The sequence below is a fragment of the Agromyces sp. Soil535 genome, from assembly GCF_001428255.1.
In the GTDB taxonomy this organism is placed as follows: Bacteria; Actinomycetota; Actinomycetes; order Actinomycetales; family Microbacteriaceae; genus Agromyces.
Genome location: NZ_LMRW01000023.1, coordinates 429879 through 446531 on the forward strand (window position 1 = coordinate 429879; position 16653 = coordinate 446531).

Annotated in this window: 19 protein-coding genes and 4 tRNA genes; 3 read left to right on the forward strand and 20 right to left on the reverse strand. The window is 68.8% G+C overall.

What is annotated here, in order from left to right; all coding sequences use genetic code 11:
* Positions 1–46: 46 nt before the first annotated feature.
* The 14 genes from secF to ASG80_RS15090 form a co-directional block, all read right to left on the reverse strand.
* Complete coding sequence (gene secF, locus ASG80_RS15025; RefSeq protein ID WP_056732068.1) at positions 47–1066, reverse strand: protein translocase subunit SecF; 1020 nt, start codon at positions 1064–1066, stop codon at positions 47–49.
* Positions 1066–2799: a protein translocase subunit SecD gene (gene secD, locus ASG80_RS15030; protein ID WP_056732069.1), complete on the reverse strand. Its 1734-nt coding sequence runs from the start codon at positions 2797–2799 to the stop codon at positions 1066–1068. The genes secF and secD overlap by 1 nt, the downstream gene beginning before the upstream one ends.
* A gap of 64 nt (positions 2800–2863) precedes the next feature.
* Positions 2864–3223, reverse strand: a complete 360-nt coding sequence (gene yajC, locus ASG80_RS15035; protein WP_235508343.1) for a preprotein translocase subunit YajC — start codon at positions 3221–3223, stop codon at positions 2864–2866.
* 99 nt (positions 3224–3322) lie between these two features.
* Entirely contained in the window at positions 3323–4366 is a 1044-nt protein-coding gene (gene ruvB / locus ASG80_RS15040) for a Holliday junction branch migration DNA helicase RuvB (RefSeq protein WP_056732071.1), read from the reverse strand.
* An 11-nt stretch (positions 4367–4377) separates the two neighbouring features.
* Entirely contained in the window at positions 4378–4998 is a 621-nt protein-coding gene (gene ruvA, locus ASG80_RS15045; protein WP_056732073.1) for a Holliday junction branch migration protein RuvA, read from the reverse strand.
* Positions 4995–5603 carry a crossover junction endodeoxyribonuclease RuvC gene (gene ruvC, locus ASG80_RS15050; RefSeq protein WP_200952576.1) on the reverse strand — a complete coding sequence of 203 codons (609 nt, stop codon included), beginning with the start codon at positions 5601–5603 and terminating at the stop codon, positions 4995–4997. Before ruvC ends, ruvA begins: the two co-directional genes overlap by 4 nt.
* 10 nt (positions 5604–5613) lie before the next feature.
* Positions 5614–6369, reverse strand: coding sequence for a YebC/PmpR family DNA-binding transcriptional regulator (locus tag ASG80_RS15055; protein WP_056732075.1), 756 nt, complete (start codon positions 6367–6369; stop codon positions 5614–5616).
* 106 nt (positions 6370–6475) lie between these two features.
* Positions 6476–7006: a DUF1697 domain-containing protein gene (locus ASG80_RS15060; protein WP_056732077.1), complete on the reverse strand. Its 531-nt coding sequence runs from the start codon at positions 7004–7006 to the stop codon at positions 6476–6478.
* A 33-nt stretch (positions 7007–7039) separates the two neighbouring features.
* A complete protein-coding gene (locus ASG80_RS15065) occupies positions 7040–7879 on the reverse strand; it encodes a CPBP family intramembrane glutamic endopeptidase (protein ID WP_162256639.1) in 840 nt (279 codons plus the stop codon).
* Between the two features lie 46 nt (positions 7880–7925).
* Positions 7926–8567: a pyridoxal 5'-phosphate synthase glutaminase subunit PdxT gene (gene pdxT, locus ASG80_RS15070; RefSeq protein WP_056732081.1), complete on the reverse strand. Its 642-nt coding sequence runs from the start codon at positions 8565–8567 to the stop codon at positions 7926–7928.
* A complete protein-coding gene (gene pdxS, locus ASG80_RS15075; RefSeq protein WP_056732083.1) occupies positions 8564–9481 on the reverse strand; it encodes a pyridoxal 5'-phosphate synthase lyase subunit PdxS in 918 nt (305 codons plus the stop codon). The genes pdxT and pdxS overlap by 4 nt, the downstream gene beginning before the upstream one ends.
* Before the next feature lie 105 nt (positions 9482–9586).
* Positions 9587–10150, reverse strand: a complete 564-nt coding sequence (locus ASG80_RS15080; protein WP_056732085.1) for an HIT domain-containing protein — start codon at positions 10148–10150, stop codon at positions 9587–9589.
* Positions 10147–12093, reverse strand: a complete 1947-nt coding sequence (gene thrS / locus ASG80_RS15085; RefSeq protein ID WP_235508347.1) for a threonine--tRNA ligase — start codon at positions 12091–12093, stop codon at positions 10147–10149. Before thrS ends, ASG80_RS15080 begins: the two co-directional genes overlap by 4 nt.
* Positions 12094–12178: 85 nt before the next feature.
* Positions 12179–12988, reverse strand: coding sequence for a TIGR01458 family HAD-type hydrolase (locus tag ASG80_RS15090; protein WP_056732088.1), 810 nt, complete (start codon positions 12986–12988; stop codon positions 12179–12181).
* Between the two features lie 137 nt (positions 12989–13125).
* On the opposite strand from ASG80_RS15090, the gene ASG80_RS15095 reads away from it, so the two are divergent.
* The gene (locus tag ASG80_RS15095) at positions 13126–14094 is read left to right on the forward strand and encodes an NAD(P)-dependent alcohol dehydrogenase (protein WP_056732089.1); all 969 of its coding nucleotides are present in this window, start codon (positions 13126–13128) and stop codon (positions 14092–14094) included.
* A 75-nt stretch (positions 14095–14169) separates the two neighbouring features.
* Here the strand turns inward: ASG80_RS15095 and ASG80_RS15100 are convergent, their stop codons facing one another.
* Positions 14170–14568 (reverse strand): hypothetical protein, encoded by a 399-nt coding sequence (locus ASG80_RS15100; protein ID WP_056732090.1) that lies wholly within the window; start codon positions 14566–14568, stop codon positions 14170–14172.
* A gap of 145 nt (positions 14569–14713) precedes the next feature.
* Between ASG80_RS15100 and ASG80_RS15105 the strand changes: the two genes are divergently transcribed.
* Entirely contained in the window at positions 14714–14893 is a 180-nt protein-coding gene (locus ASG80_RS15105) for a hypothetical protein (protein ID WP_056732091.1), read from the forward strand.
* 13 nt (positions 14894–14906) lie between these two features.
* Here the strand turns inward: ASG80_RS15105 and ASG80_RS15110 are convergent, their stop codons facing one another.
* The 4 genes from ASG80_RS15110 to ASG80_RS15125 all read right to left on the reverse strand — a co-directional run bounded on the left by ASG80_RS15110 (position 14907) and on the right by ASG80_RS15125 (position 15634).
* Positions 14907–15164, reverse strand: coding sequence for a hypothetical protein (locus ASG80_RS15110; RefSeq protein WP_056732092.1), 258 nt, complete (start codon positions 15162–15164; stop codon positions 14907–14909).
* Between the two features lie 168 nt (positions 15165–15332).
* Positions 15333–15407 (reverse strand) — tRNA-Val (locus ASG80_RS15115).
* 23 nt (positions 15408–15430) lie between these two features.
* Positions 15431–15504, reverse strand: a tRNA-Cys gene (locus ASG80_RS15120).
* 57 nt (positions 15505–15561) lie between these two features.
* Positions 15562–15634, reverse strand: a tRNA-Gly gene (locus ASG80_RS15125).
* Positions 15635–15873: 239 nt separating this feature from the next.
* Here ASG80_RS15125 and ASG80_RS15130 point away from each other — a divergent pair.
* Positions 15874–15946, forward strand: a tRNA-Val gene (locus ASG80_RS15130).
* Positions 15947–16079: 133 nt separating this feature from the next.
* On the opposite strand, the gene ASG80_RS15135 is transcribed toward ASG80_RS15130, so the two are convergent.
* Complete coding sequence (locus ASG80_RS15135) at positions 16080–16625, reverse strand: type II toxin-antitoxin system PemK/MazF family toxin (RefSeq protein WP_156401867.1); 546 nt, start codon at positions 16623–16625, stop codon at positions 16080–16082.
* Positions 16626–16653: the final 28 nt, after the last annotated feature.

A 16653-nucleotide genomic window follows, 5' to 3' on the forward strand; every position in this document is an offset into this window, starting at 1 on the left:
CCCCGTTCCGTGGTGTGCCCCGTGCTGCGCTCGCCCCGGGCGAACATCACGTGCCCGGCAGGGACGCCACGTCGCGGACGGCGGAGGCGGCGCGCTCGCGCTCCTTCAGCACCTTCTGCTCGTGTCGCCGGATCGCCGGCTCGCCCTCGCGCAGTTGCGAGTACAGTGGCGCCGCGATGAAGACGGTCGACCAGGTGCCGACGATGATGCCGATGAGCAGGGCGAGCGAGATGTCGCGCAGCGTATCCGCTCCGAGCACGCCCGCACCGATGAACAGGATCGCCGCGACCGGGAGCGCCGCCACCACGCTCGTGTTGATCGAGCGCACGAGGGTCTGGTTCACCGCGAGGTTCACCGACTCGGCGAACGTCCGGCGCGATTCCTGCCCGTCTTCCGCAGTGTTCTCACGGATCTTGTCGAAGACCACGACGGTGTCGTAGAGCGAGTAGCTGAGGATGGTCAGGATGCCGATCGTGGCTGCAGGGCTGATCTCGAAGCCGACGGCGGAGTAGATGCCGACCGTGACCACGAGGTCGCCGATGAGCGCGAGGATCGCCGCGAGCGACATCTTCCACGTTCGGAAGTACAACGCCATGATGATCGCGGCGAGCAACACGAACGCGAGGAGGCCCACCAGGGCCTGCCTCGTGACATCCGCTCCCCAGCTCGGGCCGATGAACGAGGAGGTGACCTCGGACTCGGGCACGTCGTAGGCCTCGGCGAGTGCCGTCGTGACGGCGCGCGAGTCCTCCTGCTCGAGTTGGTCGGTCTGCACGCGCACGCCATCGCCGCCGACGATGGTCACGTGGGCGGTTGCGTCGGGAACCACGGATGCCACGGCGTCGATCCCGGGCTGCGACGTCGCGTTCTCGACACCCGCGATCTGGAACTGCGAACCGCCCCGGAACTCGATGCTGAAGTTGACGCCTCGCAGCACGGGGATGAGCACCGTGAGGATGATCAGCGCCCCCGCGATGGCGTACCACTTCTTGCGCCCGCCGACGAAGTTGAACGAGCGCTTGCCGGTGTAGAGGTCGTTGCCGAATGTGGTGAGCCGGTTGGCCATCAGGACTCCTTGCCTTCGCTCGTCCCGCTGCCGACACCGGCGGTGGCCTTGCGTTCTGCGATGGTCTGGCGCTTCTGCGCCTCCTTCGCGCTCGACGCGACCTTGCTGGCGGGCACCGCGACCGGCTTGCGGAACTCGGCGCGGCCGCGGTATACCGCGCCCAGCGCGGTGGGGTCGAGCCCCGACCACGGATTGCCGCTCGAGAAGAACCTGGTCTGTGCGAGCAGTTGCAGCATCGGGTGGGTGAACAGGATCACCACCACGACGTCGATGATCGTGGTGAGACCCAGCGTGTAGGCGAAGCCCTTTACGCTTCCGACCGCGAGGATGAACAGCACGATCGCGGCGAGGAGGTTTGTGCTCTTGGAGGCGAGGATCGTGCGGAAGGCCCGCTTCCAGCCGGCCTCGACGGCCCCCACCAGAGGCCTTCCGTCACGCAATTCGTCACGCACGCGTTCGAAGTACACGATGAACGAGTCGGCCGTGAAGCCGATCGCGACGATGAGGCCCGCGATGCCCGCGAGCGACAGGCGGTACCCCTCGCGCCACGAGAGGATCGTGATCATCAGGTACGTGATGAGCCCCACGATCGCGAGCGATGCGATCGTCACGGAGCCGAGCGCCCGGTATTGGAACAGGGTGTAGATCACGACGAGGACGAGGCCGATGAGGCCGGCGATGAGGCCGGACTGCAGCTGCGAGGTGCCGAGTGTCGCGGAGATCGTGTCGGATGACTGCACGGTGAAGCTGATCGGCAGCGCGCCGAACTTGAGCTGGTCGGCGAGCGACTTCGACGACTCCTGCGTGAAGCTGCCCGTGATCTGCGGGCGCCCGTCGGTGATGGCGCCGTTCATCTGCGGCGCCGTGAGCACCGCGCCGTCGAGCACGAACGCGAACTGGTCGCGCGGCGTCTGGCCGTTCAGGCCGTAGAGGCGCGTGCTGACCGCGGCGAAGTCCTTGGTGCCCTGTTCGTCGAACTGGATGTTCACGGCCCACTGGCCCGTGTTCGCACCCGTGGACGTCTGCACCATGCCGTTGGTGGCGTCGACGATGTTCTCGCCGCTCGCCTCGACCGGGCCGAGCAGGTACTTCGCGCTACGGGACACGTCGCAGGTGACGAGCGGCTCGTCGGCCGGCGCCACGTTCGTCGCGGCCTCGTCGAGCGTGGAGCAGTCGAAGTTGTCGAACTCGTTCTGCAGGGCCGGCGTGATCCACGCGGGGTCGCTGCCGTCGGTCGGCTCGGCGGTCGGCGTGGACTCGAGCTCCTCTGCGGGCTCCGTGGGCTCGGGGCTGGCGCTCGCGTCGACCGACTGGTTGGTCGCGGCATCCGCCAGCAGCACGGCCCGCAACTCGAGCTTCGCCGAGGACTCGATGCGCGCGCGGGTCTGGTCGTCGAGCTCGCCCGGGATACGGACGACGACGTTCGAGCCCTCGGTGTTGATCTCCGCCTCTGCGACGCCCGACGCGTCGACGCGCTGGCGGATGATCGAGACGGCCTGGTCGAGCTGCTCCTGTGAGACGGACTGTCCGGTCTCGACCTTCGGTTCGAGGATGATCTGCGTGCCGCCCTCGAGGTCGAGGGCGAGCTTCGGCGTCCATGAGCCGCCGGCCCAGATCACACCCGCCGCGTTGATGGCGAACAGCCCGATGATGATGACACCGAGCCAGGTCAGCGATCGCCGAGCCTTGCGAACGGGGGTCGGCCGGGATGACCGCTTCGATGGTGCAGCCACGTGTTCTGCTTTCTCTGCAAGAGCCCGCGCGACGTCGCGACGGGCCGAGCCTCTGGTGGGAGCCTTAGTCGTCCGACTTCTTGGTGTCGGGTGACTCGTCGGTCGGCGTGTCGTCGACACGCTCGCCGAACTCGGGCTCGCCCTCGACGTCGTCGTGACCGACCTCGGTCGTGGTGTCGACCTCAGCCGGCTCCACCACGCGGGCGATCGTCTGGCGGTGCACCGTGAGCACCGTGCCGGGCGAGGTCTCGAGGAGCACCTGGCTCTCGTCTTCGTCGATCGAGAGGATGGTGCCGAAGACGCCGAAGTTGGTCATGACCTTCGCCCCCGGCTGGACCTTCGCCTGCAGGTTCCGTGCGTCGGACTGGCGCTTGCGCGAGTTGCGGAACATGAAGAAGATCAGCACCGCCAGGACGGCGAGCATGATGATAGTGAAGGGATCGAACGTCATGAGGGGGAGGAACCTTCCGGTGTGCGGCGTGCCGCACGAAGTCGACGGCGTTGAGGACGAAGCCTCAATGGATTATAGGTCATCGATCGGCAGGGTCGCTGCGCCCTCGGGTGCACCCTGCGACAGCCCGAAATGGCGCCACGCCGCCGGCGTCGCCACTCGACCTCTGGGGGTTCGCGTGATGAGCCCGATGCGGACCAGGAAGGGCTCGACCACCGCCTCGATCGTCTCGGCCTCCTCCCCCACGGAGACCGCCAGGGTGTTGAGCCCGACGGGGCCCCCGCCGAACCTCGTGAGGATCGTCTGCATGACCGCCCGGTCGAGCCGGTCGAGCCCGAGCGGGTCGACATCGTAGAGGTCGAGCGCTGCCCGCACTGCGTCGATGTCGGCCCTTCCGCCATGCACGAGCGCGTAGTCGCGGACGCGACGGAGCAGGCGGTTGGCGATGCGGGGCGTGCCACGGCAGCGCCCGGCGATCTCGGCGATGGCCTCGCGGTCGATGGCGAGGCCGAGCAGGCTCGCCGCCCGCACCAGCACCTGTTCGAGCTCCGCCTCGTCATAGAACTCGAGGTGGGCGGTGAAGCCGAACCGGTCGCGAAGCGGGTTCGGCAGGAGGCCGGCGCGCGTGGTGGCGCCCACGAGCGTGAACGGGGCGAGGTCGAGCGGAACCGACGTGGCGCCGGCGCCCTTGCCCACCATGATGTCGATGCGGAAGTCCTCCATCGCGAGATACAGCATCTCCTCGGCCGCGCGCGCCATGCGGTGGATCTCGTCGATGAAGAGCACTTCACCCGGCACGAGGGAGCTGAGGATCGCGGCGAGGTCGCCGGCGTGCTGGATCGCCGGGCCGCTCGACATGCGCAGCGGGCGGCCGCCCTCGTGGGCGACGATCATCGCGAGGGTGGTCTTGCCGAGGCCAGGCGGGCCGGCGAGCAGGATGTGGTCGGGCGTGCGCTGCTGCAGCGTTGCGGCGGTGAGCAGCAGGTGCAGCTGCCCGCGCACGCGGGTCTGCCCGACGAACTCGGCGAGGCTGCGGGGCCGGAGCGCCCCTTCGAAGGCGAGCTCCGCCTCCGACGCGAGCACCGGGTCGGTGAGGTCGAGGTCGGGCTCGTCCATCTCGCTGCGGCTCATCTCGACCGGCCGAAGTGCTGTGCCGGCCCGAGGCGAGCCAGCGTGAGCCGCAGCAGCGCGGGCACCGACGCGGCCTCCACGTCGGATGCCGCGGCCATCGTCTCTTCGACGGCGTCAGCCGCGACCCGCTCCGACCAGCCGAGCCCGGTGATCGCGGCGAGGACGCTCTCGGCGACGCCACCGGCGGCCACGGTGGCCGGCATGGAAACCGACCGCGTGGAGACGAGCTTGCCCGCGAGCGACACCGTGATGAGCTTGGCGGTCTTCGGGCCGATGCCGCTCACCTTGCGGAACACGGCATCGTCGTCGGCCTGCACGGCCGAGGCCACCTGCTCGGGTGAGAGCGCCGAGAGCACGCCGAGCGCCGATTTCGGCCCGACGCCGGTGACGCCGATGAGCAGCTCGAACACGTCGAGCTCGTCGCGGGTGGCGAACCCGAAGAGCGTCAACGCGTCCTCGCGCACGATGAGGCTCGTGTGCACCGTGATCTCGTGGCCCTCTCGGCTCGCGAGCGCGAGCGCGGGCGTGGCGTTGACGTGGAACCCGACGCCGCCCACGTCGATCACGACCGAACTGCCGGCTGCCGTGAGCACTCGGCCGCGGAGAGAGGAGATCACTCCTTCACCCTACGGGCCGCCCCCGACACGGCGGCGGAACGCTCCGCGGCGAGCCACGCCCGTTGCGCGGGCGTGAGCGCCGCATCGCCGGCCTGTGCGGCACTCGCGTCGGTCACGGCGGCCCCCGCCGCACCGCCCGTGCGCCAGGCGTGGCAGATCGCCAGCGCGAGCGCGTCGGCGGCATCCGCCGGCTTCGGCACCGCGTCGAGCCCGAGGATGCGGGCGACCATCGCCCCCACCTGCGCCTTGTCGGCGCGACCGTAGCCCGTGATCGCGGCCTTCACCTCGCTCGGCGTGTGCAGCGCGACCGGCAACGCCCGCCGCGCGGCGATGAGCATCGCGACGCCCGAGATCTGTGCGGTGCCCATGATCGTCGAGACGTCGCTGCGGGCGAACACCCGCTCGAGCGCGACCGCCTGCGGCCGGTGCTCCTCGATGATCGCCTCGAGCCCGTCGGCGATCCGCGCGAGGCGGCGCGGCGTGTCGAGGTCGGCCGGCGAACGCAGCACGACGACGTCGACGAGCCTGGCGGTGCGGTTCGGCTCGACGTCGACCACCCCCACGCCGCAGCGCGTGAGCCCCGGGTCGATGCCAAGCACGCGCACGGTGATCGGCCTACTCCGCCTCGAGCACGGCCTGCACCTCTGCCGAGAGGTCGAAGTTGCTGTAGACGTTCTGCACGTCGTCGCTGTCCTCGAGGGCGTCGATGAGCCGGAACACCTTGCGGGCGGTGTCGGCGTCGATCTCGACCTTGAGCGACGGCACGAACGCGGCATCCGCCGAGTCGTAGTCGATGCCCGCCTCCTGCAGTGCCGTGCGCGCCGCCACCATGTCGGATGCCTCGGTGATCACCTCGAACGTATCGCCCTCGTTGGTGACCTCCTCCGCGCCGGCGTCGAGCACTGCGACGAGCACGTCGTCCTCCGTGGTGCCCTCGGCGGGGACCACGATGACGCCCTTGCGGGAGAAGTTGTAGGCGACCGAGCCGGGATCGGCCATCGTGCCGCCGTTGCGGGTCATGAGGGTGCGCACCTCGGCGGCGGCGCGGTTCCTGTTGTCGGTGAGGCACTCGATGAGCAGTGCGACGCCGTTGGGGCCGTAGCCCTCGTACATGATCGTCGCGTAGTCGATCGACTCACCGGTGAGGCCGGCGCCGCGCTTGATGGCGCGGTCGATGTTGTCGTTCGGCACCGAGGTCTTCTTGGCCTTCTGCACGGCGTCGACGAGCGTCGGGTTGCCGGAGAGATCGGCGCCGCCCATCTTCGCGGCTACCTCGATGTTCTTGATGAGCTTCGCGAACGACTTCGCCCGTCGTGCGTCGATGACGGCCTTCTTGTGCTTGGTCGTCGCCCACTTGGAATGCCCGGACATGATGCTCCTGAATCGCTTCGCGGCGGGTGCGTCCGCCGACAGACCATTGTAAGGCAGCACCTGCGCCGGCTCCGGGTCGACGGGCGGATGCCGCGTGGACCCGCTCCTAGCCGAGCACCCTCCGGAGCGTGCGGAGGTTCCGATTGGTGGTCACCGGCTTGTACCTCGGCTTGGCCAGGAGCTTCGCGAACGGCGTGCCGACGGTCGTGCCCTTCACGGGGTTCCAGTAGACGACGCCTTCGCCCCTCGCGAGCGGATCGACGTCGGGATCGGCCCCGTCGGCGAAGCGCATGAGCTCGTCGACGACGCCAGCCTCCGAGGCGAAGATCACCCACGGTTGTCGGCTCGCATCATCGGCGTCGAACGGGAACCCCTCGACGGCGCGTTCGAGTTCCTCGCGGGTCACGAGGATGATCCACGCGTCGTAGCCGAACCGGTCGCGGAGCGCCCGCTCGATGCGGCCCTTCAGCGCCGCGTCGGATTCGCGCTTCGCCGATGCGAAGGTCACGTTCCCGCTCGCGAGCACGGTGCGCACGTCATCGAAGCCGAGGCCGTCGAACAGCTCGCGGAGCTCGGGCGACCTGATCGTGATGCCGCCGACGTTCACGCCACGAAGCAGTGCGATGAAGTCGGTCATGGTGTGACCCTACCGAGGGCGGCCGACACGCGCTCACCGATCCACGCTGATCGCCGTGGCCACCGCCTCCTGGGCTGCCGTGGTGGGCGCGCGGCGCCAGGCGGCGTACACGATCGCGGCGATCACGAGGATCACCGCGAACTGCAGCACGGCCGCCACGTCGCTCGCCTGGGGCAGGAGGGCACCGGCCGCGTTCCCTGCGAAGTGGACGAGGATCGCCGCCCAGACCGCGCCGCCGAGGCGTTCGGTGAGGAACAGGTACGTCACCGAGAGCGGGAGCAGCGAGACCATGAAGAGCAGTCCACGAAGGGTGAACAGCCCCATCGCCTGCTGGCCGGTGCCCTCCAGGAAGAACAGCGGCACATGCCAGACCGCCCACGCCGCACCGACGACGGCCGCCGTGGCGAGGATCCCGAAGCGGGTGCGCAGCCGCGGCTGGAGGTAGCCCCGCCATCCGAACTCCTCCGCCAGCGGTCCGGCGATGAGGAACGTGACGACGAACAGCAGCAGTCCCCCGGATGCCGCGACGACCCCGCCGGCCGACGATCCGAACCCCCCGGCGTCGAGTGCCGCCTCGGTCACGACGGCCGGCAGCGCACCGAGGACGAGCGCGAGTGGGAGCCACAGCCAGGGGACCCGAACCCGCGTCCGCGGAACGTTTCCGTGTCGCAGTACGACGTAGGCGCCGAGTGCGGCGAGAGAGGGGCCGCTCGCGCCGAGGGCGAACCACCAGATGGCCGGTGACGACGTGACCGGTGTTCCGTGGATACCGGCGACGAGCCAGAGCCCCCAGCTGACGACGAGGCAGATGATCGCGAAGACCGTGAGCTGACGGCGTGTGGAAGCGCCCATCGCGCCGGAAGGTGAGGTCATGTCCGAATGATGGCCCTTCCCGGCACGACATGCCAAGGTCCGCATCTCAGCGTCGGTCGCGCACCTTGCCGAGGAAGTACTCGTGGAACCGGTACTCCCCCGTGATCTCGGGATGGAAGCTGGTGCCGAGCAGGTTTCCCTGCTCGACCGCGACGACGCGACCGTCGGCGAGTGCCGAGAGGGGGGTCGCCGCGGGGCCGACCGACTCGACCACCGGGCCGCGGATGAACACCGCGTGCACCGGCCCGTCACCGAGCGCGGGGATGTCGAGGTCGGTCTCGAAGGACTGGTTCTGCGAACCGAAGGCGTTGCGGCGCACCACCACGTCGAGTCCGCCGAGGCTCTGCTGGCCGGCGATCGCGTCGAGCACGGTGTCGGCGAGCAGGATGAGGCCGGCACAGGTGCCGTACACCGGCAGGCCGTCGGCGATGGCCGCCTTGAGTGGCTCGGCGAGGCCGTATGCGCGCGCGAGCTTGTCCATGACCGTCGACTCGCCGCCGGGGATCACGAGACCGTCGACGGCGTCGAGCTCCTCGGGCCGGCGCACGAGCGACACGTGCGCGCCGAGGCGCGACAGCACGTGGGCATGCTCGCGGAAGTCGCCCTGCAGGGCGAGCACGCCGACGCGGGGACCGGCCGAGGCCTGGCCCTCCGTGCCGAGCGATTCGCTGCGAAGGTTGGTGGTCACCAGCCGCGCTCGGCGAGGCGGTGCGGCGCGGCGAGGTCGGCGACGTTGATGCCGACCATGGCCTCACCGAGGCCGCGCGAGACATCCGCGATCACCGACGGGTCGTCGTAGAACGTGGTCGCCTTCACGATCGCGGCCGCGCGCTGCTCGGGGTTTCCCGACTTGAAGATGCCCGAGCCCACGAACACGCCGTCGGCGCCGAGCTGCATCATCATCGCGGCATCCGCCGGGGTGGCGACGCCGCCCGCGACGAACAGCACGACCGGAAGCTTGCCGGTCTCGGCGACCTCGAGCACGAGATCGTAGGGCGCCTGCAGCTCCTTCGCGGCGACGTACAGCTCGTCACGCGTCATCGACTTCAGCTGGTTGATCTCGGAGGTGATCTGGCGGATGTGCTTGGTCGCCTCGGAGACGTCGCCGGTGCCGGCCTCGCCCTTGGAGCGGATCATCGCCGCACCCTCGTTGATCCGACGGAGCGCCTCGCCGAGGTTCGTCGCACCGCACACGAACGGCGTGTTGAACGCCCACTTGTCGATGTGGTTCACGTAGTCGGCCGGCGAGAGCACCTCGGACTCGTCGATGTAGTCGACGTCGAGCGCCTGCAGCACCTGCGCCTCGACGAAGTGGCCGATGCGCGCCTTCGCCATCACCGGGATCGACACCTCGGCGATGATGGCCTCGATGAGGTCGGGATCGCTCATGCGCGCGACGCCGCCCTGCGAACGGATGTCGGCGGGCACCCGCTCGAGCGCCATGACCGCCACGGCACCCGCATCCTCGGCGATGCGCGCCTGCTCGGGCGTGACGACGTCCATGATGACGCCGCCCTTCAGCATCTCGGCGAGGCCGCGCTTCACACGGCTCGAGCCGGTCAGCGAGGTCGCGGCGGGCGCAGGGATGGAGCTCTCGGTCATAGGTCAATCCTAGTCGTCGGAACGGGTGCGGCTCGTGCCACGGTGGAGGTCGCGCAGGCGCCGAGTGGACACCGTGTCCAGCTCGACCTCCCGCACGCGTGGGGTCTATGCGGGCCAGGCCTCGGCGATCTCCTGTCGCACTTCGCCGAGGAGGCGAGGCAGCGCCTTGGTGCCCGCGATGATCGGGAAGAAGTTGGAGTCCAGCGCCCACCTCGGCACGATGTGCTGGTGCAGGTGCTCGGAGATGCCGGCGCCGGCGATGCGGCCCTGGTTCATGCCGATGTTGAACCCGTCGCACCTCGATACCTGCTTCACCACGCGCATCGCGACCTGGGTGAGCTCGCCGATCTCGGCGACCTCCTCGGCGCGGGCTTCGTCGTACGTCGCGACGTGGCGGTACGGGCAGACGAGCAGGTGCCCGCTGTTGTAGGGGTACAGGTTGAGCAGGACGTAGGCGTGCGTGCCGCGGGCGACGATGAGCGACTGCTCATCGCTCATCTCGGGGGCGCGGCAGAACGGGCACGCGTGCTCGTCTGGCTGCTGCCCGTGCTGGATGTACACGAGGCGGTGCGGCGTCCAGAGCCGCTGGAACGCGTCGGGCACGCCGGCGAGGTCCGCCGCGGCATCCGTCGGCACGCCGTCGAACTCATCGGCCTGGTACGCGCTCATTCCTCGAGGTCGGCTTTCGTGACCACCTGCCGGTGCTCGTCGATGGCGAGACGGATGCGCCGCACGGCCTCGGCGATCGGCACGCCGTTCTCCTGGCTGCCGTCACGGAACCGGAAGCTCACGGTCTCGGCCGCGCGGTCGTTCTCGCCGGCGATGAGCTGGAAGGGAACCTTCTGCTGGGTGTGCGTGCGGATCTTCTTCTGCATGCGGTCGTCGCTCACATCGAGCTCGGCGCGCACGCCCGCACCCTTCAGCTGATCGATGATCGCGCCGAGGTACGGCGCGTACTCGTCGGCGACGGGGATGCCGACGACCTGCACCGGTGCGAGCCACACGGGGAACGCGCCCGCGTAGTGCTCGAGCAGGATTGCGAAGAACCGCTCGATCGAGCCGAACAGCGCACGGTGGATCATGATCGGGCGCTTCTTCTGCCCGTCACGATCGGTGAACTCGAGTCCGAAGCGCTCCGGCAGGTTGGGGTCGACCTGCACCGTCGAGAGCTGCCAGGTTCGGCCGATCGCATCGCGCGTCTTGAGGTCGATCTTCGGCCCGTAGAACGCGGCCTCGCCGGGCATCTCGGTGAGCTTGAGTCCGCTCGTGCGGGCCACGTTGCGCAGCGCGTTCGTCGAGTACTCCCAGAACTCGTCGGAGCCGATCCACTTCTCCTTGTCGTCGTCGCGCAGCGACAGCTCGAGCTCGAAGTCGTCGAGTCCGAAGTCGCGCAGCATCGAGATGACGAAGGCGATGACCTTGGTGGCCTCCTCCTCGAGCTGATCCGGGGTGACGAAGAGGTGCGAGTCGTCTTGGGTGAAGCCGCGCACCCGGGTGAGTCCGTGCAGCGCACCCGAGAGCTCGTTCCGGTAGACGGTGCCGTTCTCGGCGAGTCGCATCGGGAGGTCGCGGTAACTGCGCCCTCGCTCCTTGTAGATGAGGATGTGCATCGGGCAGTTCATGGGCTTCAGGTAGTAGTCCTGGCCCTGCTTCGTGACGTTGCCGTCGGCGTCGCGCTCCTCGTCCATGCGGATGGGCGGGAACATGCCCTCTTTATAGGTGATGAGGTGGTTCGACTGGAGGAAGAGATCCTCCTTCGAGATGTGGGGGGTGTAGACGTAGGTGTATCCGTCGGCGACATGGCGACGACGTGCGTGCTGCTCCATCTCCATGCGCACGACACCGCCGCGCGGATGCCAGACCGAGAGCCCCGAGCCGATCTCATCGGGGAAGCTGAACAGGTCGAGTTCCCGCCCGAGCTTCCGATGATCGCGCCTCGCCGCCTCCTCGAGGCGGTGCTGGTAGGCGCGCAGCTCGTCTTTCGTGGCCCATGCCGTGCCATAGATGCGCTGCAGCTGCGGGTTCTTCTCGGAGCCACGCCAGTAGGCGGCTGCGAGGCGCGTGAGCGACCACCCGTTGCCGATCATTCGGGTGTTCGGCAGGTGCGGTCCGCGGCAGAGGTCTTTCCAGACGGTCTCGCCGCTCTTCGGGTCGACGTTGTCGTAGATGGTGAGTTCGCCCGCACCGACCTCGACCGACTCGTGGTCGTCGCCGCTCGATTCGCCGTGCCCCGCCGCGCCCTTGAGCCCGATGAGCTCGAGCTTGTACGGCTCGCTCGCGAGCTCGGCGCGTGCCTCCTCGTCGGTCACGACGCGGCGCTGGAAGCGCTGTCCACCGCGCACGATGCGCGCCATCTCCTTGTCGAGCGCCTTGAGATCCTCGGGCGTGAAGGTCTCGGCGACGTCGAAGTCGTAGTAGAAGCCGTCAGTGACGGGTGGGCCGATGCCGAGCTTGGCCTCGGGGTTGATGGCCTGCACCGCCTGCGCGAGCACGTGCGCCGTCGAGTGTCGCAGGATGCTCAGTCCGTCGGGCGAGTCGATCGCCACCGGCTCGACGACATCCGTCTCCGTGACGTTCGTCGCGAGGTCCTTGAGCTCGCCGTTGACGCGCATCGCGACAACGGATCGATCAGCGAAGAGCTCGAAGCCGTCGGCCACTGTGATCCACTCCCTGTGAGTCGAGACGAACCCTTCAACACTAGTCGGCGTCGGATGCCGCTGCGGCGTGCCTGCGCGTCGCCCACCACTGCGGCAGGCCGGCGATCGAGTCGAGCACGGCGTCGGGCACGACGTCACCGGCGAGGTCAGCCGGCGAGAACTTGCCCGTGCGCACCAGGACGCCGGTCAGGCCGGCCCGTTGCGCGCCCTCGACGTCAGCACGGACGTCGTCGCCGACCATCACGACCTGGTCCGGCTCGAGGCCGAGGTCGTCGACCGCCGTGCCGTAGAAGGCCGGGTCCGGTTTGCCGAGCACCACCGGGGTGCGGCCGGTCGCATACTCCAGTGCGCGGACGAATGCGCCGGCATCGAGGCGGAGCCCGTCTTCCGCCCGCCAGTAGCGGGTCAGCCCGAGGGCGAGCAGTGGGGGCTGCGCGTCACTCATGAGGAGCCGGAATGCGCGGTTGAGTGTCGCGAAGTCCCACCCATCGCCGAGGTCGCCGACCACCACCGCACCGGCGCCGTCGGCGGCGGATGCCGGCAGAGGCTCCAGCCCCGCGAACTCCGACTTGGTGGCGTCGGGCACGAACAGCGCAGGCCGCTCGATGTGCTTGCGACGCATCCAGGCCACGGCTGCGACGGTCGGCGTGAGGATCTGCGCCGGGCTCGCAGGGATGCCCATCCGCCTCAGACTCTCGACGATCGCACGCCGCGGGCGGGAGGTGGTGTTGGTCACGTAGCGATAGGGGACGCCCTCTCGCGAGAGCCAGGCAATGGTGGCGGCGGCACCGGGCACCGGCGCGTCGCCGGTATAGACGACGCCGTCGAGATCCAGCAGGACTCCCGCCACTCCTCAATCATGGTGGACGGTGGACGAGCTCTGCATCGGTGCGCGTCAACCCCGGCGCCCACGGTGGGCCCGCCTACACTGTGAGCGTGTCGGCCGTGCCCGGCGTGGGGCATCACCAAAAACGGGAGGGGTTCGCCATGCGTGCTGCCGTGTATGACCGGTACGGCCCACCCGAGGTCCTCCACATCGCGGAGGTCGGCGAGCCGACGGTGAGCGAATCCGAGGTGCTCGTGCGGGTGCGTGCCAGCTCGGTGAACTCCTGGGATTGCGACAACGTCCGCGGCTCGCCGTTCCTCGCCCGTGCCGTCGGGGGTCCGATCCGGCCGAGGCTCCGTGTCCTCGGTGCGGATGTCGCGGGCGAGGTGACCGCGGTCGGTCGGCTCGTGACGCGCTTCAAGCCGGGCGACGAGGTGCTCGGCGACCTGTCGAGCAGTGGCTGGGGCGGCTTCGCAGAGTTCGCGAGCGCACACGAGGACGCGCTCGTGCGCAAGCCCGCTGCGCTCGCCTTCGAGCAGGCCGCGGCCATCCCCCAGGCCGGGGTGCTCGCGCTCCAGGCCGTCGGCCGCAGCGATGCATGGCAGGGCAAGCGCGTGCTCATCAACGGTGCGGGCGGCGGCGTCGGCACCTTCGCGATCCAGCTGGCACGTGCAGCAGGTGCGCGGGTCACGGGCGTCGATGCGACGGCGAAGCTCGAGTTCATGCGATCGCTCGGTGTCGAGTCGGTGATCGACTACACCCGCGAGGATCTCGCGGATCTCGCCGAGCGCTACGACCTCATCATCGACGTCTCCGCGCATCGATCGATGTCCGACTACCGGCGCCTGCTCGCCCCCGACGGCAGGTATGTCATGGTCGGCGGCGCGACGAGCCGGATCCTGCAGCTCCTGCTCTTCGGTGCCTGGGGAGCGGCCACGCGGAGTGATCGCACGATGGCGCTGCTCGTGCACCAGCCGAACCGCGATCTCGATCACCTCGCCGCACTTGCGGCGGCCGGAACCGTCGTTCCCGTGATCGACCGCACTTGCGAACTGGCGGATGTCGCGGCGGCCATCCGTCACGTCAGCGAAGGCCACGCAAAGGGCAAGGTCGTCGTCACGGTCGCATGAGGAACACGCGGACCTCCCGGCGCGGCGCGGGTGTGAGCACATCCTCGGCTTGTGATGATCAGTCGACGGCGATGCTCAATCCTGGACCCGGATGCTCGCCGCCCGCATCCTGCCGTCCTCAACCCTGATGATGCACCTCACGTTGACGTGATGGGTCGTTCCCTCCGTGTCCTGGAAGGTCGCAGTCCCGGTCACACGATAGGAATCGTCGCCGGCCGCGACGACCTCGAATGAACGTGACACATCGATCGCGGACCGATCACCGAACTCGAGTTCCGCCTGGGCGCCCGAGTGGCACACGGACTGTGCGGCCTCGATCGGGTCCTGGGGCTGCGACACCGCGACGACCACGGCCGCAGCGCCGCCGACCAGCAGCACGGCAGGAACGGCGATGCGCACCCACATCGGCACGCGCGAGAACCATCCCGTCGTCTGCCCAGGCTCGTTGGACGCGGACGTGCCCCGTTCCGCCATGGTGGAATGCTACTCGGCGTCGGCTCGCTCGACCCTTGCCCGAAAGCGAAGAAAGCCCCCGATCGCTCGGGGGTTCGTCGTGTGGGGTTCATTGCCGCTCAGTGGTACCGAGCGTATTCTGCGCAGCAATTGACAGGAGGAGGCCATGGATCTGCTGTCTTGGTTCATCGTGGGCGCGATTGGCGTGGTCGCTCTGGTTGGGTACCTGCTTTGGCGGAAGTTCGGTCCTGGCCTTCCTGTCGACAAGCTCGACCGGGATGGCGCCGAGGAAGTGAGGAAGGCGAACGAGGCTGCGCAGCTTTCGAAGTATCGCGACATTCCGTAATCGCCCGACGAGGCTACCTGGCGCGCACGGGGACGTTCGAATAGAAACGCACGAATGCCGCGTGTACCTTCTCGACGGCTTGGCGCAGGCTGACGTTTCGCCCGCCCAGCCTCTCCCCGCGCAGCTCGCTCACATAGACGATCGCACCGCCCTCGCGGACGATTCGAACGGTGCCGTAGTCGCGTCCGGTGCTGTCGACCATCGTCCACACGCCCGGTGTGCGCTCGTCGGCGTTGAGGAGCGGATGCCATTTGAACTCAGGCTGTGGCATCGGCGGTTGCTCCTATCCGGTGGGAGCGCTCCGGCCCGCGCATCTTCAGGTTACGCCGTCGGTATGACGCTGATTCCTTCCAGGCGACCTCTCGGGGAAGGAGATCTCGCGCATGAATTGCACGAGCCGCTTTCGGCAACGAAAAACCCCCGGTGAACCGGGGGTTCGTGGTGGGCGATACTGGGATCGAACCAGTGACCTCTTCCGTGTCAGGGAAGCGCGCTACCGCTGCGCCAATCGCCCAAGTCGAGAGGCGATTCTCGGCTTGGAGGTGGATACGGGATTCGAACCCGTGTATACGGCTTTGCAGGCCGCTGCCTCGCCTCTCGGCCAATCCACCGTGTATGGGTTCACCACCAGAAGAGCAGGAATCGGGCTTGCGCCCGATCCTGGTCAGAGCGGATGACGAGACTCGAACTCGCGACCCTCACCTTGGCAAGGTGATGCGCTACCAACTGCGCCACATCCGCATTGCCCGCATTTCTGCGTGCAGAGAGACTCTAACGGATTCCCTGATCGATTCACAAACCGAGGGGGCCGGATGACAAGTTCGGCCAGATCACCAGCGGAATCCGAGGCGGAATCTCGGGCGTGTCGACGCGCCGCGCCCGCCGATCGAGCACCACGGGGCCGGTCGATGTGCATTCGTCCTCACGGGTCGGCTAGTATCGAATCCGCGGTCACGATGAGTTCGGAACCGCCTTCACATGGGCGATTGGCGCAGCTGGTAGCGCGCTTCCTTCACACGGAAGAGGTCGTCGGTTCGAGCCCGGCATCGCCCACGAACGCCCCCACTCCACTGGGGGCGTTCTTCTGTTTCACCCGGCGAGTTCCGGCTGTGCCGCGATGACCAGGGGTCGCCGTTCGGGCTGCACCGTCCGCCGCGCCACTGAACGCCTGCGGTGGGCGAGCAGCTCAGCGCCAGCCGTACCGCTCGCCGAGGGCCTGCGTGATCCGCGCATATCGAACGGCGTCGAGTGAAGCCGCCTCGCGGCGCATGCCGGCGGTGCGCACTCGGAACACCCGGTCGATGCGCGCCCAGCTGGGTCGGCCCGTGGCGTCCCACGCCCCGTCGCCGAGGGCGACGAAGTCGCGGTCGGCGTCGTGGGCCCTGCTCGTCAGCTGCACGGCGAGGAAGTCACCGCCGCCCGACGCCGCGACGATCGCGACGGGGCGGTCCTTGCCGCGGCCATCGCGCTCCTCGTAGGGCACCCACGTCCACACGATCTCTCCCGGATCGGGTTCGCCGTCGCGTGACGGCGTGTACCCCAGCCGCACGTCGCGCAGCCGCCGGGGGTCGACCTCCACGGTGGCCGACGGCCCTGACTGGCCCGGGGAGAGCAACCCGGTCGACACCGACGAGCGACCCGACGCGGCATCCGTCGTGTCCGACGGGCGACTGCCCGTGAGGGACCGGATGACACGCCCGAGGGCGGTGAGGAAGCGGCTGGTGTCTGGCACACCCGCACACTACCCCACCGCCCTCGCG